Below are 14066 nucleotides of genomic sequence, written 5' to 3'. Positions count from 1 at the left end.
GCTATGGGAGTCAGTGTCAGTCGGCGGGTTCGTCCGGGACGGGCTGGTCCGGGTGGACGCCCGGGGCATGGGGTGCGCCGGTGCGGCCGGTGCCCGCCACGTCCGAGTCGGGGACGGTGACGTCGGGCCCGGACTCGTCCTCCGGGGCGCCCTCGGCCCCGGCCCGCTGCTCGGCGTCGGTGTCGGGCTCGGGGTTCGCGCCGGGCCCGGTGGTTTCGGTTTCTTCGGTGTCCGCCTGCTGGTCGGGGAGGTCCCGCGGGACGGCGCCCGGTTGCTTTGCCATGAAGTGATCAGCGCCCCAGTGCCTTGGCGAGTTCGGCCTTGTTCATCTTCGAGCGGCCCTCGACGCCGCGGTCCTTGGCCTCTTCGTAGAGCTGGTCCCTCGTCGGACCGCCGGCGCCCTGGTGGGAGCGGAGGCCGCCGCGCCTGCCCGAGGAGATGTCCTGCGTCGATGTGCGGCTCGCCTGCTTCGACTCGCCGCTCCTCGCACGCTCCTTGTTCACCGTGCGGGCGGCGATCTCCTTGGCCCGCGACGTGCTCTCGCCCCGGTCCTGGGCGCTCTTCTTGATCTTCTCGTACTGGCGCTCACGCTTGGCGCTCGATCCGCTGGGCATGGCGGCTCACTCCCTTCCACTCCGTTCCGTTGTAGCCCCTCCCGCTCCATGTCGCAGGGCGACGTCGGGGCCGGGCGGGGATGCACCCCGCCCGGCCCCGACTTCCCTTTGCTCCCCTGGCCTTTCGGCCGCAATCCGGGTCCCCCTGCCCGCGGCGCTCAAACTCCGCGTTTCCGTACGGGTGTTGGGGGCACCCGCCGCCGCATGCCGTTACCAGTGAGGAACACGGAGATGGAGTGGCTGGACAGCGCGGCGTGTGCCGATGAGGACCCGGACGTCTTCTTCCCTGTCGGCACGACCGGGCCCGCCATGGATGACGTAGAGGCCGCCAAGGAGGTGTGCCGAAGCTGCCCGGTGATCACGGAGTGCCTGCGGTGGGCCGTCGCCACGGAGCAGACGTCGGGGGTCTGGGGCGGGACCTCCGAGGGTGAGCGGGCCCGGCTGCTGCGGGCCGAGCGCCGCCGACGCGCCCGGGCCGGGGCGGCGCACTGAACCCGGGCCGGGGCCGCGCGCTGAAGGGTCACGCTCCGTAACGCGTGCCCCCGCGCGCGGCCCGCCCCGTCAGGTGCGCCCCGGGCCGCCGCTGCCGGCTGCGTCGCCGCCGTCCCGGCTCCAGCGGCGCGGCCGCTGGTCAGTGCTGCGCTTGCTGCCCGCGTTGCCGAAGCCGTGCAGCTCGTGCGGGGTCAGGCGGGAGCCGCCGTCGTCCGTGTGCGGCATCTCGTCGGGCTCCCGCATCTCGCGGACCTCTTCCACCGGGCCCGTACGCGGGAGTTTCGGCTGGTCGGCCGGGTCGGGTGGGCCCGGTTCCCGGCGTCGGAACCTGATGCCCATCCAGACCGCCCAGATCAGGGCCAGCGCGATCACCAGGCCGACGACGAACGGGACGACCGAGGTGGAGGGGTCGGGGGAAGCCATTGGTGTCGTCATGGGGGCCGGGTACCCCACTGCACGAGATCACGCCCCTCCTCGCGAGTCCGATTTGCACGATTTGAGGTAAATCCGACGATACTGTCGGCGCGTGATCAGACATGTACGCCGCGTGACCGCGGCCTGCGCCCTGGGCGCGCTCGCTCTCGGCCTCGCCGGATGCGGCGAACCGGCCTCGTCGGGAGTCTCGGGCGCGACGCGCCCCACCGGCTCCCAGGAGAGCCCCCGGAAAGGCGCCCCGGACAGCTCACCGAAGGCGTCCCCGAAACCGAAGAAGACCCCCAAGCCCACCCTCGCTCCCGGCCCGGGCGGCACCACCCCCGTCTTCAAGCGCGGCGCGGCGACGAAGAACCGGACCGTAGCGCTCACCTTCGACGCCGACATGACGGCCGACCAGGGGGCGCGGGCGCGGGCCGGGGAGCGCTTCGACAACCCTCAACTGGTGGGCACCCTACGTAAGTTGAAGGTCCCTGCCACGGTCTTCATGACCGGGCGCTGGGCCGAGGAGTACCCCACGGAGGCCAAGGACATCGGCCGGGACCGGCTGTTCGAGGTCGCCAACCACTCGTACAGCCACTACGCCTTCACCGGGGACTGCTACGGCCTGCCGAGGGTGCCGGCACGGGGCATGCGGGCCGATGTCGACCGCGCGTTCGGCGCGTTCCGGAAGGCGGGGGTCGAGCATGTCGTGCCGTACTTCCGGTTCCCCGGCGGCTGCTACGACCGGGCGGCGCTGCGGGCCCTGACGCCGACCGGGGTGACGGCGGTGCAATGGGACGTGGTGAGCGGTGACGCGTTCGCCACGGACGCGGACGCCGTGACCCGGCAGGTGCTCGACGGGGTGCGGCCCGGTTCGGTCGTCGTCATGCACTGCACGCGCAGCGCGGCGCCGACGACGGAGCGGGTGGTGCGGGCGGTGGTGCCGAAGCTGCGGGCGAAGGGGTACCGGTTCGTGCGGGTGTCGGATCTGGTGGGGGCGGCGCGCGGGGCGTGACCGTGGCTTGGCCGTGCTCGCCCGCGCTGGCCGTACGCCCGTGTACGTACGCTGGAGCCATGAGCGACTACTGCGCCGGTGGCCCCGAGGAGCGCCCGGCACCCACTGCTGCGCCTGGCGAGCCATTCGCCGAGTGCGTGCTGTGCCGGAAGCCGACGGAGTACCCGGAGTCGACGAAGGGCAGCACGCTGTGCCCGGTCTGCGAGTGGCAGGAGGCGCAGCGCACGGCCTGCTCGGGCTAGCCGGGCCTCAGCGGCGGGAAGCGAGGGCGCAGGCCGCCGCCGCGCAGATCCCGGCCACGGCCACCGCCCCCGCGAGCGGCAGCAGCAGGACCGGCACCGCCCCGTCCTGCGACCCGGTCACCAGGGCGCTCACCACGGACTTCGCCGGTGACCCTGGGGCGATCAGCGCGACGAGTGCGCACAGCACCAAGGTGGCCACGCCGAGCCCTGTGCCGCGCACCACGGGCCAGGTGGTGACGGCCCCGACGGCGACGCCGACGAGGGCGCACACCAGCACGGCGAGCAGCCCGGACCCGGCGGCCGGCCACTTGGCCACGCGCACCAGGCGATCGGTGCTGACCCCGTCGCTGATCAGCGCCACGACCACGGTCGCCGCGACGCCGACGGCCAGCGTGGCGAGGAACGCGGCGGCCAGGCTCGCCAGGTGGGCGCGCCACGGCGCCGTCGCCGCCGCGGCGCAACTGCGGGCAGCGGGCGGCTCGTTGGTGACGCATATCCGCGCCAGCCAGGCCCCCACGGGGAGCAGGGCCGCGGCGGTGTACCCGAGGGAGTCGAGCACCGGCTGCCCCGCCTGCACGCCGACGGCGGCGAACGCGGCGTAGAGGACGACCGGTGCCAGCCAGCGCTGCGAGCGCAGCAGCAGGGCCGACTGGTAGGAGAGCAGGGCCGTGGTCATCCGTTGTTCTCCGTGGGCTCGGGCGTGCGGACGGCGACGATGTGCCAGGGCGGGTCGGCGGCGAGCAGCGTGCGCAGTACGGCGTCGGAGTGCGCGGCGTCCGTGGTGATCCGTACGGTGCGGGGGTCGAGGCGGACGTGGGTGTGCGGGTGCGACAGGGCGGGCTCGTGGCCCGCGGGCCCGGCGGCGTCGACGACCACGGTCGCCCCGCCGCCTCCCTCGCTCCGCAGCACGGCCCCCTCCTCGACCTCGTACGTCGCGTCGGCGGTGCCGGTCAGGCGGCGCGGGTCGTGGTCGACGAAGAGCACGGCGGCGCCGGCCCCGGCGCGTTCGGCGACGGCGTCGTCGAGGGTGTCGCGGGCGGTGGTGTCGAGGCCGGTCCAGGCCTCGTCGAGGACGAGCAGCTCCGGCTCCGCGAGCAGGGCCGCGGCCACCGCCACCTTCTGGCTGCTGCCCTTGGACAGCTCGGCGAGGGGTGACCCCGCGTAGGCACCGGCGCCGAACCGCTCCAGCCACTCCCCCGCCCGCCGCGCGGCCGTCGGGCGGCCGAGGCCGTGGATGCGGCCCATGTGCGTGAGGTAGGCGCGGGCGGTGAACGGCAGGGCAGGCGGGAAGCGTTCGGGGACGTAGGCGGTGCGCGGGCGGCCGATGACCCGGCCCTCGGTGGGCGCGTCGATCCCGGCGACCAGCCGCAACAGCGTGGACTTCCCGGTGCCGTTGGGCCCCCGCACCCGGAACACGGCCCCCTCGGGCACGTCCATGTCGACCCCGCGCAACACCCAGGGCCCACCAAGTCCATAGCGGCGACCCGCGCCGCGGAGCGTGACGTGCATGCGGTCATGTTCCCCTACACGTACTGGAGCCCCGGCGGCGGCTGAGCCATTCAAGCCCGCTCTTCGGACGAGAGCCCGCGGGGCCCGGGGCAGAGCCCCGATCTTTTCAACCCCACCCCACCAAGCGACCCCGCCCATTCAAGCGGCCCCGGCAAATCAAGCCCGCTCTTCGGACGAGAGCCCGCGGGGTCCGGGGCAGAGCCCCGATCTTTTCAGCCCCTGCGGCGATTGAGCAGCGGGGTCCGGGGCGGAGCCCCGTGGCGTGGAGGGCGGCCGACCGCCTGGCAGACTGGACCGGTGACCAGTGACGCCCCCCGTACCGACACCCCCTCCCACCCTGAGCCCAGCGCACGCGAGTTCGTGCTGCCGCTCGTCGTACGCATCGAGCGGGCCGCGCCCCCGACGCGTACGGACGCCCTGGAGGCCGCGGCGCGCGCCGTGTTGGTGATCCTCTCGGACGAGCGCTCGGTCGGTGAAGGACCGTGGGCGCAGGCGATGCACGACTGGCAGGACGCCCGGATCCGCAAGGTGGTGCGGCGGGCGAGGGGCGCGGAGTGGCGGCGCGCGGAGGCCCTCGACGGGATCACCGTCACCACCGGATCCGCGGAGGTACGGGTCTTCCCGCCGGTCCCCCTCGACGGCTGGCCCAAGGACCTGGCCCGCCTCCAGGTCTCCGGCACGGACCTCGACGACCCGGAGGCGCCGCCCGCCCCCGACTCCTCGGCCCCGGTCCTCTGGCTCAACCCCGACCTCGGCATGACCGCGGGCAAGACCATGGCGCAGGCCGGCCACGGGGCCCAACTCGCCTGGTGGGAGCTGTCCGGCGCGGAGCGCAAGGAGTGGCGTGAGGCGGGCTTCCCGCTCTCGGTGCGGACCGCCGACCCGGCGCGCTGGCCCGCGCTGACCACGGGCGGGCTGCCGGTCGTACGGGATGCCGGGTTCACGGAGATCCCGCCCAGCGACACCGTCGTGTCCGAGGGACCCCTCACGGGCGATCTCCTGCCCGGCCTCGCCCACCTCTGAGCCCCGGGCACGAATGGGCCCCGGGCACGTAAAAGACCCCGCCCGTCCGCACGGGGGATGACGGACGGCCGGGGCCACTCGGAAGGCTACCCCACTCCGCGGGAGGCCGGGCCGGGTCCCCGGTCCTCGCCGCGGCGGGCCGTTCCTGTGCCGCGCCGACGCCCACTTGAAGCTGCCCCGCCGGATGCCCATGGATGAAACCTCAAATGTTGCTCTGAACGTGGTCCCGCAGGGGTTCGGGCCGTGCCGTTGTGGTCAGGAGACCAGGAAGCAGGGCGGCGGAGGGGGAGTTCCATGGAGCTGGGTACCGGGATCGGCTGGCGGCCCGAGATCGCGGAGACGGTCGAGGCCATGCAGGGCATCGACTGGGTCGAGGCCGTCGCCGAGAATCTGTGTCCGGGGCATCTGCCGGACTCCCTGCGGCGGCTGCGCGAGCGCGGCGTCACCGTCGTCCCGCACGGCGTCTCGATCGGCCTCGGCGGGGCCGACCGTCCCGACGAGGGGCGGCTCGCCGACCTCGCCGCGTGCGCGGAGGCTCTCGGTTCGCCGCTGGTCAGCGAGCACATCGCGTTCGTACGTGCCGGGGGCGCGCGCACCGCTTCGCAGCCGCTGGAGGCGGGGCATCTGCTGCCCGTGCCGCGCACCCGCGACGCGCTCGACGTGCTGTGCGAGAACGTCCGGATCGCCCAGGACGCGCTGCCGGTACCCCTCGCGGTGGAGAACATCGCGGCACTGTTCGGCTGGCCGGGCGAGGAGCTGACGGAGGGGCAGTTCCTGTACGAGCTGGTGGAGCGGACCGGCGTACGGCTGCTCATCGACGTGGCCAATCTGCACACCAATCACGTCAACCGCGGCGAGGACCCGGCGAAGGCGCTGGCCGAGCTGCCGGTCGAGGCCATCGCCTATGTGCATGTCGCGGGCGGCTTCGAGCGGGACGGCGTCTGGCACGACAGCCACTCCCACCCCGTGCCGCCGGCCGTGCTCGACGTACTCGCCGAGCTGGCCTCGCGCGTGACCCCGCCGGGTGTGCTCCTCGAACGCGATGACAACTTCCCTGAGGACCTTGGGGAGTTGGGGCGCGAGGTGGAGGTCGTCCGGGAGACGGTCGCGGCCGGGTCCGGCCCCCGCGCGCAGGCCCCCGACGACCGGATGACCTCGCCCGCCGCGCCGCCCGTCGACGACGCCACGCGGCAGCGGCTCGCACTCGACCAGGCCGCCCTGCTGTCCGCACTCGTCGCCGGCACTCCCGCCCCGGAGGGCTTCGACCGCGCGCGACTCGCCGTCCAGGCCCGGGCACTCGCGGGCAAGCGGGCCGACGTCGTCGCGAAGGTGGCACCCGAACTCCCCCTGATCCTCGGCGAATCCACGTACCGGTCACTCTTCCTCGGCTACGCACGACGCCGGCCGATGACGAGCGGCTACCGACGCGACGCCCTCGACTTCGCGGAGCAACTCCTGCTCACGCAACGGCTCCAAGAGCCCGCCACACGCCGCGAGTTGACCCACTGGTGGCTCGACCGCTCCGGCCCCAAGCCCCTGACCGGCCGCCCGGTAGCGCGAGCCCTGAAGACCGCAGCTTTCGCACTGCGGCGGACCAAATAGAGCCCCTGCGGCGCAACCGAGCCATCCAAGTCCCGCGGCATGGCTGAACCATCCAAGCCCCGCGGCACGGTCGAGCCATTTGAGCCCCTACGGCGATTGAGTAGCGGGGTCCGGGGCAGAGCCCCGAGTCCGCAACCCCGGTGCGGCCCGCGGCGACCGCATACCTACCGCAGGTGACGTAAACCCGACCGATGCCCACCCCACCCGCCCGAGCCGGAGGCTAGCGTGCGTGCCGCACCAGGAGGCACCATGCGATTGTTCCCGCCCACCACCCCACCCGGCGCCACCGGCCAGGGAATCCGCGTCAACGGCACCGCGCTCATCGTCACGGGACTCGTGGCGACGCTGGCCGCACTCGTCTTCCCCCTCTGGTCGTACGCGGACCGCTCCGGCACCGGCCTCGACGAGCTCAACGCCCAGACCGTGTCCACCAGATTCGGGCCGCTGTCCGCCACCGACCGCCTCTTCATCACCAAGGTGCGGCTGGCCGGGCTGTGGGAGCTGCCCGCAGGACAGCAGGCCGAGGAGCGGGCGCCCAGCAAGGCGGTCGAGACGGCGGGCGAGCACCTCGTCGAGGGGCACACGTTCCTGGACGCCCGGGTGCGCGAGGTCGCGGCCCGGATGAACCTGGAACTTCCCAGCCAGCCGAACGCCCAACAGCAGGGCTGGTTACGGGAGTTGACTGCCGCGAGAGGCGAGGACTACGAGCAGAAGTTCGCCAACATCCTCCGCCGCGCCCACGGGCAGGTCTTCTCGCTGGTCGCCCAGGTACGCGCCTCGACGCGCAACGCGCTCGTGCGGGAACTCGCGGACGACGCCAACACCACCGTCCTCGACCACATCAAGGTGCTGGAGGCCACCGGCCTCGTCGACTTCGACGCGCTCGCCCGCGACGGCGCCACCGCGAGCCCGCCGCCCGCCACCCGCTCCCCCGCCCCACCGGGACCGACCCCCGCACCGGGCACCGCGACCCCGGTCTCACCGTCGCCCACCCCCTCGTTCTCCCTGCCGCCCGCCGCGTCCCGGCCGAAACCGGCCCCCGACGCACGCGAGAAGGACAACGACAAGAAGCCACCCAAGCCGAAGCCGAAGAAGACGAAACCGAAGCCGAACGTCACGACACGATGACCGGCTGTCCACATCGTGGGCGAGGCATGGCGGCATTCGCGCAACTGTCGTAGAAACTGCGCATGTTGTGGGTCCTGTTCCTCCTCGTCGCCTGCGTCGCCGCCGGAGTCTCCTGTGGGCGGCTGTGTCTCGCGGCCGTACGCACCGCCGAGGGCGAACGCGCGACGGGCCGCGACACGTCCGTCGGCGTGCGCGCCGACGCGTACCAGGGGCGCGAGCTGTCCCTGTACGAGACCGCTTTCCTGTCGGGCGGCCCCGACCGGGTCGCCGAGGTGACGCTCGTGTCGATGGCCCGCAGCCGCCGCCTGCTGCTCGCGCACACCGGCTGGGCGACCGTCGTCGACCCGGTCGGCGAGGACCCGATGGAGCGTTCGGTGCTGCGCGCGATCGGGCCCGAGGGACAGGCACGGATCGCGCCGCTGCGGACGGCGGCCGCGGCCGGGGACGCGGTACGGGTGCTCGCGGAGCGGCTGGTCGCGGCCGGGCTCGCGGTGCCGGACCAGGAGCGGACGACGCTCGCGGGCGCGGTGCGGCAGGTACGACGGGCGACGGCCGCCGTGGTGCTGCTCGGCCTGCTCGCAACGCTGCTGCCGGACGAGAACGCACGGCAAGAGGGGCCGGTGGCCCTGTGGTTCGGGCTCCCGCTGCTGCTCACACTGAGCTGCCTCACCCTCGCCCGCATCGAGAGCCACCCGTACACGCGCTGGGCCTCACCGACCGGGCAGCGGCTGCTCGCGGGCCGGCCCCTGGGCGCCGGCAGCCTGCTCGCCGTCGCGGTGCGCGGGGTGCGGGCGGTCGACGACCCGCAGCTGCGCGCGGCGCTGACCGACACGGGGCGACATACCACCGAGTGAGCCGCCGCGCACGCCGATGAGGGCAGTTACCACGCATCAGGGTCATGGTTCCGACACCCACGACCTGGTCCTTTACTTCGTCAACTGCCGCCCCAAGGATCCCTTTTGTGCGCGAGTCGCACGGCCTCGCGAACCGCTTCGCCGCACGGGTTCGCGGGCCCCGACGAAGGGATACGTCCAAGCGATGCGAGCAGCCCCCGCCCTCTGCGCCACCGCGGGATCCTTGATCCTCTCGGCCCTGGTCACCGCCCCCGCGGGCGCCGCCACGCCCACACCGCCGCCCGCCGCCGAGACGGCCGGCACCACGATCGCCGCGCTGCGCGCCGCGGACGCCGGGATCCGCTGGGGCGCCTGCCCCGAGGTCGAGGGTCTGCCGGATTCGGTCCGGTGCGGCACCGTCACCGTCCCGCTCGACTACGCGCACCCGATGGGCAAGAAGATCAAGCTGACCGTCAGCCGCGTGAAGGCGACCGGCAAGAACACGACCGGTAAGAACAAGGGCCACAAGGTCGCCCGGCAGGGCCCGCTCGTCTTCAACCCCGGCGGCCCCGGCGGCAACGGCATGTACTTCCCGGTGGCCGGAACGCAGCCGGAGTGGCGGCCCATCGCCGCCGCGTACGACCTGGTCGGATACGCCCCGCGCGGCGTGGGCCGGTCGGCGCCGCTGTCCTGCGAGGACCCGAAGAAGAGCCGGAAGGGCCCGACGCAGTCGCCGACCCACCCCTCGGCCGCGTACAAGAAGAAGCGCGTCGCGCAGGCGAAGGCGTACGCGCGCGGGTGCGCCGGGCGGAACCCGGACATCGAGCACTTCAATACGCTCAACAACGCCCGTGACCTGGATGTGCTGCGGGCCGCGCTCGGCGAGAAGAAGCTGACGTTCATCGGCGCCTCGTACGGCACGTACCTGGGTGCCGTGTACGCGGAGCTGTTCCCCTCGCACGTGCGGCGGATGGTCTTCGACTCGGCGGTCGACCCGTCCCCCGACGGGATCTGGTACGCCAACAACCTCGAACAGTCGGCCGCGTTCGAGCGCCGCTGGACCGACTTCAAGGCGTGGGTCGCCCGCCACGACAAGGCGTACCACCTGGGCAGGACGCCCGGGAAGGTGCAGGCCGCGTACGAGAAGGTGAGCGCGGAAGTGTCCCGCAAGCCGGCCGGGGGCAAGGTCGGGCCGGCCCAGTTGCAGTCCGCGTTCCTGCAGGCCGGGTACTACGACGACTACTGGCCGCTGCGGGCCTACGCGCTCTCCGCCTACGTGAAGGGCGACCCGAAGCCGCTCGTCGACCAGGCCGCGCCGATCAAGGAGTCGGCCAAGGAGGACGAGAACAGCAACGCCGTCTACACGGCCGTCCAGTGCAACGACGCGTCCTGGCCGACGGACTTCCGCACCTGGGACCGCGACAACTCGGCCCTCGCGAAGCGCGCCCCGTTCGAGACGTGGGACAACGCGTGGATGAACCTGCCGTGCGCCTACTGGTCCACTCCCCGGCAGCAGCCGCTCGACGTGCGCACCGCCCCGGGCGAACTCCCGCCGACGCTGATCCTCGCGGCCGAGCGGGATGCGGCGACGCCGTACAAGGGCGCGCAGGAACTCAACCGTCGCCTCGCGGGTTCGTCCCTGGTGACCGAACGCAAGGCGGGCACGCACGGGATCGGAGCGGGCCCGAACCAGTGCGTCAACGGTCGCCTGAACGCGTATCTCCTCCGCGGAGAGCTGCCGGAGAATGGTGCGGCCTCGTGCGCGCCGCACAAGGAGCCCAAGCCCTTGGGCTCAAGCCGCTAAGTTCAAGCCCCTCCGGGGTCGGGGTCCCGGGGCTCTGCCCCGGACCCCGCTGCTCAATCGCCGCAGGGGCTTGATCGACTTACGCGAGCCCCGCCACCAACTCCGAAACCGACTTGCGCCGCCCCGTGAAGAACGGAACTTCCTCACGGACGTGACGCCGCGCCTCGGACGCGCGCAGCAACCGCATCAGGTCCACGATCCGGTACAGCTCGTCCGCCTCGAACGCGAGGATCCACTCGTAGTCGCCGAGCGAGAAGGACGCGACCGTGTTGGCCCGCACGTCCGGGTAGCCGCGCGCCATCTTGCCGTGGTCGGCGAGCATCTTGCGGCGCTCGTCGTCGGGCAGCAGGTACCAGTCGTAGGAGCGCACGAACGGGTACACCGAGATGTAGTCGCGCGGCGTCTCGTCGGCGAGGAACGCCGGGATGTGCGAGCGGTTGAACTCGGCGGGGCGGTGCAGCGCCATGTTCGACCACACCGGGTCGAGCGCGCGGCCCAGCTTCGTGCGACGGAAGAGGTTGTACGCCTCCTGCAGCTGGTCGGCCGTCTCCGCGTGCCACCAGATCATGAGGTCGGCGTCCGCGCGCAGACCGGACACGTCGTACGTGCCTCGGATCGTCACGTCCTTCGCGGCGAGCTGGTCGAACAGCTCCTGGACCTCGTCCGCGTACCCGGAACGGTCCTCGGGGAGCACGTCCTTCAGCTTGAAGACGGACCAGAGGGTGTAGCGGATGACCTCGTTGAGGTCCTTGGCCAGCTTGCCCTTGTTCGGAACGCGGGCGGCCTCGGGGGTGGTGGCGTCGTCACTCATGTCCTCATTCTCCCGCTCCGCCGTGCATGCTCTGCACCGGGTCGGCCTTCAGCTCGTCGAGGGCCGTGGTGTCTCCACCGAGGATGTCCACGGCCGCGTACGCGCTGGCGATGCACGCCGGGATGCCGACGCCGTCGTACGCGGCTCCGCACACGGCGAGGCCGGGCACGGCGGCGATGTGCTCGCGGATCCGGTCGACGCGGGCGGCGTGCCCGACGGGGTACTGGGGCAGACCGTCCTTCCAGCGCGTGACGTGCGCGGCGACCGGGGCGGCGTTGAGCCCGGTGGCCTCGCGCAGGTCCTGGCGGGAGAGGTCGACGAGGTCGTTGTCGTCGCGGGCGAGGTCCTTCTCGTCGCCGTAGCGGCCGACCGAGGTGCGCACGACGAGCAGGTCGGGGTTCTGCTCGGCGATCCAACCCCACTTGCGGGAGGCGAAGGTGGCGGCCTTGATGGTGTGGCCGTCGACCGGCGGGACGAGGAATCCGCTGCCCTCCGGAACGTCCGCCTCCGCCTTCCGGAACGCCATCGTGATCAGCGCCATGGAGGCGTACTCGATGCGGCGCAGCTCCTGGGACGCCATCGGGGACGCCGTGCGCAGCAGGCTCGCGGCGGCGGGGGCCGGGAGCGCGACGATCACCTGGTCCGCCTCGAAGGTGCGGCCGGACTCGGTGCGGAGCTGCCACTGTCCGTCGCGGGTCGTGAGGGTGGTGGCGCGCTCGCCGAGCAGAATCTCGCCGCCCTTGGCGCGCACCGCGTCGGCGACCGCCCCCGGCAACGTACCGATGCCGCCGTCGATGCCCATGAACACGGGCCCGGTCTGCTGGTTGGCCGCGGCGCGCTCCTGGATGGCGCGGACGGCCTCCGTGAGCGAGACGTGGCGCGCCGCCTCCTCGAACAGCTGCGGCACGGCGCTGCGCATCGAGATCAGGTCGGCGTCGCCCGCGTAGACGCCGCCGAGCAGCGGTTCGACGAGCCGGTCGACGACCTCGCGGCCCAGGCGCGCGGCGACGTACCTGCCGACGGAGACGTCCTCGCCGAGGTGGGTGGGCGGCAGGTGGTCGTCGCGGCGGATGCGGCGCAGGCCCTCGTCGGAGAGGACTCCCTCGAGCGCCTCCGCGGTGCCGGGCACGCCCATGACGTGGCCCTTGGGCATCGGGCGCAGGGCGCCGCGGGTCCAGATGGAGGCGGTGGCCGTGCTGGGCGGCTGCAAGCGGTCGCCGAGGCCCACTTCGCGGGCGAGGCCGACCGCTTCGGGGCGGCGGGCCAGCATCGACTCGGCGCCGAGGTCGACGCGCGCGCCGGCGATCTCGCCGGTGTGCAGCTTGCCGCCGAGCCGTTCGTCGGCCTCCAGGACGGTCACGTGCACCTGCCCGCCCCGCTCGCTCCCGTCGAGCAGTCGGTGGGCGGCCGCGAGGCCGGCAATTCCGCCGCCGATGACGAGGACTTTCCTGCCCCGCCTGCCCCGACCCGTCTTCGTCACAGTGTCCGCTTCACGCATGCCCCCCACTTTGTCAGAACGTCAGCTCCAGATTGACGCGCGCGGCCGTGTCCCGACCGTGACCGCTTCGGGACCGGTCGGCAACCACCGTTCGGGGGACTCGCGCGTCGAAGGGGACGTCCGATGACCGTCACGTCCCTCGGGGGTACGTCCATGCACCTTTCCAGTACGCCGACACACACCAGGCCACGACCGCTGGCGCTGCTCGCCGCGGCACTGTTCGCGGTGGCGCTCGCGCTGACGGGCTGCTCGGGGGCGGGCGGCGACGCGGGCGGCAGCGACGCCGACGACAAGGCCGCCGGGCAGGCAGGCCCGGGCAACAGTGGTGCGGGCGGCAAGGCCGACTCCAGCGACCAACAGGCAAAGAAGCCACCGAAGCTGACCGGTGTGCACATCATCCGCACCGCGCACCTCTCCGTACGCGTCAAGGACGTCCCGGACGCGCTCGACAGGGCCCGCACCGCCGCCGAGGACGCGGGCGGGCTGGTCGGCGACGAGACGACCGACCGGGACGGCCACGGCCACGAGCGCTCCCGCGTGACACTGCGCGTACCGCAGGAGTCGTACGAGGACGTGCTCGACCAACTCGCGGGCAGCGGACGCCTGTTGGAGCGAAACGTGACGGCGAAGGACGTCACGGACCAGGTCGTGGACGTCGAGAGCCGGATCAAGTCGCAGCGGGCGAGCGTGGCGCGGGTGCGGGAACTCATGGACCGGGCGGAGAAGTTGAGCGACGTGGTGACCCTGGAGGGCGAGCTGGGCACGCGCCAGTCGGAGCTGGAGGCGCTGCTCGCGCAGCAGGACTCCCTCAAGGACCGCACCAGCCTCGCGACGATCACCCTGCGCCTGACCGAGACACCTCCGGCCACACCGGCGGCGGACGACGACCCCGACCTCCTCGACGCCCTGTCGGGCGGCTGGGACGCCTTCACCACGACCCTGAAATGGATCGGCATCGCCCTGGCAGCAGTCCTCCCGTTCGCGGCACTGCTGGGCGTACTGGTGTTCCTGTTCATACGTTTCCTGCGCCCCCGGCTGCCTAAGACCCCGCCCGGCGACTGAGGGGCGTGACATCGAGTGG

At 72.9% G+C, this 14066-nt stretch carries 16 protein-coding genes; 9 read left to right on the top strand and 7 right to left on the bottom strand.

The genetic code is table 11. The annotated features are described in order from the left end of the window. Nucleotides 1–16: 16 nt before the first annotated feature. Both OG746_RS15115 and OG746_RS15110 read right to left on the bottom strand, forming a co-directional pair. On the bottom strand, nt 17–283 hold the full coding sequence (locus OG746_RS15115) for a hypothetical protein (protein WP_266715112.1): 267 nt from the start codon (nt 281–283) through the stop codon (nt 17–19). Between the two features lie 7 nt (nt 284–290). Further along, the gene (locus OG746_RS15110) at nt 291–614 is read right to left on the bottom strand and encodes a plasmid stabilization protein (RefSeq protein WP_266715111.1); all 324 of its coding nucleotides are present in this window, start codon (nt 612–614) and stop codon (nt 291–293) included. A gap of 231 nt (nt 615–845) precedes the next feature. Here OG746_RS15110 and OG746_RS15105 point away from each other — a divergent pair, with 231 nt between their 5' ends. Further along, nucleotides 846–1106: a WhiB family transcriptional regulator gene (locus OG746_RS15105; RefSeq protein WP_266715110.1), complete on the top strand. Its 261-nt coding sequence runs from the start codon at nt 846–848 to the stop codon at nt 1104–1106. A 69-nt stretch (nt 1107–1175) separates the two neighbouring features. On the opposite strand, the gene OG746_RS15100 is transcribed toward OG746_RS15105, so the two are convergent. Then, a complete protein-coding gene (locus tag OG746_RS15100; protein ID WP_266715109.1) occupies nt 1176–1541 on the bottom strand; it encodes a DUF6479 family protein in 366 nt (121 codons plus the stop codon). Between the two features lie 91 nt (nt 1542–1632). Between OG746_RS15100 and OG746_RS15095 the strand changes: the two genes are divergently transcribed. Next, nucleotides 1633–2535, top strand: coding sequence for a polysaccharide deacetylase family protein (locus tag OG746_RS15095; RefSeq protein WP_266715108.1), 903 nt, complete (start codon nt 1633–1635; stop codon nt 2533–2535). A 59-nt stretch (nt 2536–2594) separates the two neighbouring features. Beyond that, nucleotides 2595–2777 carry a hypothetical protein gene (locus tag OG746_RS15090; protein ID WP_266715107.1) on the top strand — a complete coding sequence of 61 codons (183 nt, stop codon included), beginning with the start codon at nt 2595–2597 and terminating at the stop codon, nt 2775–2777. A 7-nt stretch (nt 2778–2784) separates the two neighbouring features. Here the strand turns inward: OG746_RS15090 and OG746_RS15085 are convergent, their stop codons facing one another. After that, a complete protein-coding gene (locus tag OG746_RS15085; RefSeq protein WP_266715106.1) occupies nt 2785–3453 on the bottom strand; it encodes an ABC transporter in 669 nt (222 codons plus the stop codon). Further along, a complete protein-coding gene (locus OG746_RS15080) occupies nt 3450–4286 on the bottom strand; it encodes an ATP-binding cassette domain-containing protein (RefSeq protein ID WP_266715105.1) in 837 nt (278 codons plus the stop codon). The genes OG746_RS15085 and OG746_RS15080 overlap by 4 nt, the downstream gene beginning before the upstream one ends. A gap of 297 nt (nt 4287–4583) precedes the next feature. Between OG746_RS15080 and OG746_RS15075 the strand changes: the two genes are divergently transcribed. The 5 genes from OG746_RS15075 to OG746_RS15055 all read left to right on the top strand — a co-directional run bounded on the left by OG746_RS15075 (nt 4584) and on the right by OG746_RS15055 (nt 10676). Further along, nucleotides 4584–5309 carry a peptidyl-tRNA hydrolase gene (locus OG746_RS15075; protein ID WP_266715104.1) on the top strand — a complete coding sequence of 242 codons (726 nt, stop codon included), beginning with the start codon at nt 4584–4586 and terminating at the stop codon, nt 5307–5309. 294 nt (nt 5310–5603) lie between these two features. Next, nucleotides 5604–6911 carry an MbnB/TglH/ChrH family RiPP precursor modification enzyme gene (locus tag OG746_RS15070; RefSeq protein ID WP_266715103.1) on the top strand — a complete coding sequence of 436 codons (1308 nt, stop codon included), beginning with the start codon at nt 5604–5606 and terminating at the stop codon, nt 6909–6911. A 249-nt stretch (nt 6912–7160) separates the two neighbouring features. Beyond that, nucleotides 7161–8039, top strand: coding sequence for a DUF4142 domain-containing protein (locus OG746_RS15065; protein WP_266715102.1), 879 nt, complete (start codon nt 7161–7163; stop codon nt 8037–8039). Nucleotides 8040–8101: 62 nt separating this feature from the next. Next, complete coding sequence (locus tag OG746_RS15060; protein ID WP_266715101.1) at nt 8102–8893, top strand: TIGR04222 domain-containing membrane protein; 792 nt, start codon at nt 8102–8104, stop codon at nt 8891–8893. A gap of 184 nt (nt 8894–9077) precedes the next feature. Next, nucleotides 9078–10676 carry an alpha/beta hydrolase gene (locus OG746_RS15055; RefSeq protein WP_266715100.1) on the top strand — a complete coding sequence of 533 codons (1599 nt, stop codon included), beginning with the start codon at nt 9078–9080 and terminating at the stop codon, nt 10674–10676. A gap of 79 nt (nt 10677–10755) precedes the next feature. On the opposite strand, the gene hemQ is transcribed toward OG746_RS15055, so the two are convergent. Further along, nucleotides 10756–11487, bottom strand: coding sequence for a hydrogen peroxide-dependent heme synthase (gene hemQ, locus OG746_RS15050; protein WP_266715099.1), 732 nt, complete (start codon nt 11485–11487; stop codon nt 10756–10758). A gap of 4 nt (nt 11488–11491) precedes the next feature. Continuing rightward, nucleotides 11492–12985, bottom strand: coding sequence for a protoporphyrinogen oxidase (hemG, locus tag OG746_RS15045; RefSeq protein WP_266715098.1), 1494 nt, complete (start codon nt 12983–12985; stop codon nt 11492–11494). 153 nt (nt 12986–13138) lie between these two features. Here hemG and OG746_RS15040 point away from each other — a divergent pair, with 153 nt between their 5' ends. Then, the gene (locus tag OG746_RS15040; protein ID WP_266718962.1) at nt 13139–14047 is read left to right on the top strand and encodes a DUF4349 domain-containing protein; all 909 of its coding nucleotides are present in this window, start codon (nt 13139–13141) and stop codon (nt 14045–14047) included. The last annotated feature ends 19 nt before the right edge of the window (nt 14048–14066 follow it).

The sequence above is a fragment of the Streptomyces sp. NBC_01016 genome (genome assembly GCF_026341035.1).
Taxonomy (GTDB): Bacteria; Actinomycetota; Actinomycetes; order Streptomycetales; family Streptomycetaceae; genus Streptomyces.
This window is presented reverse-complemented; position numbering and strand designations above follow the sequence as displayed.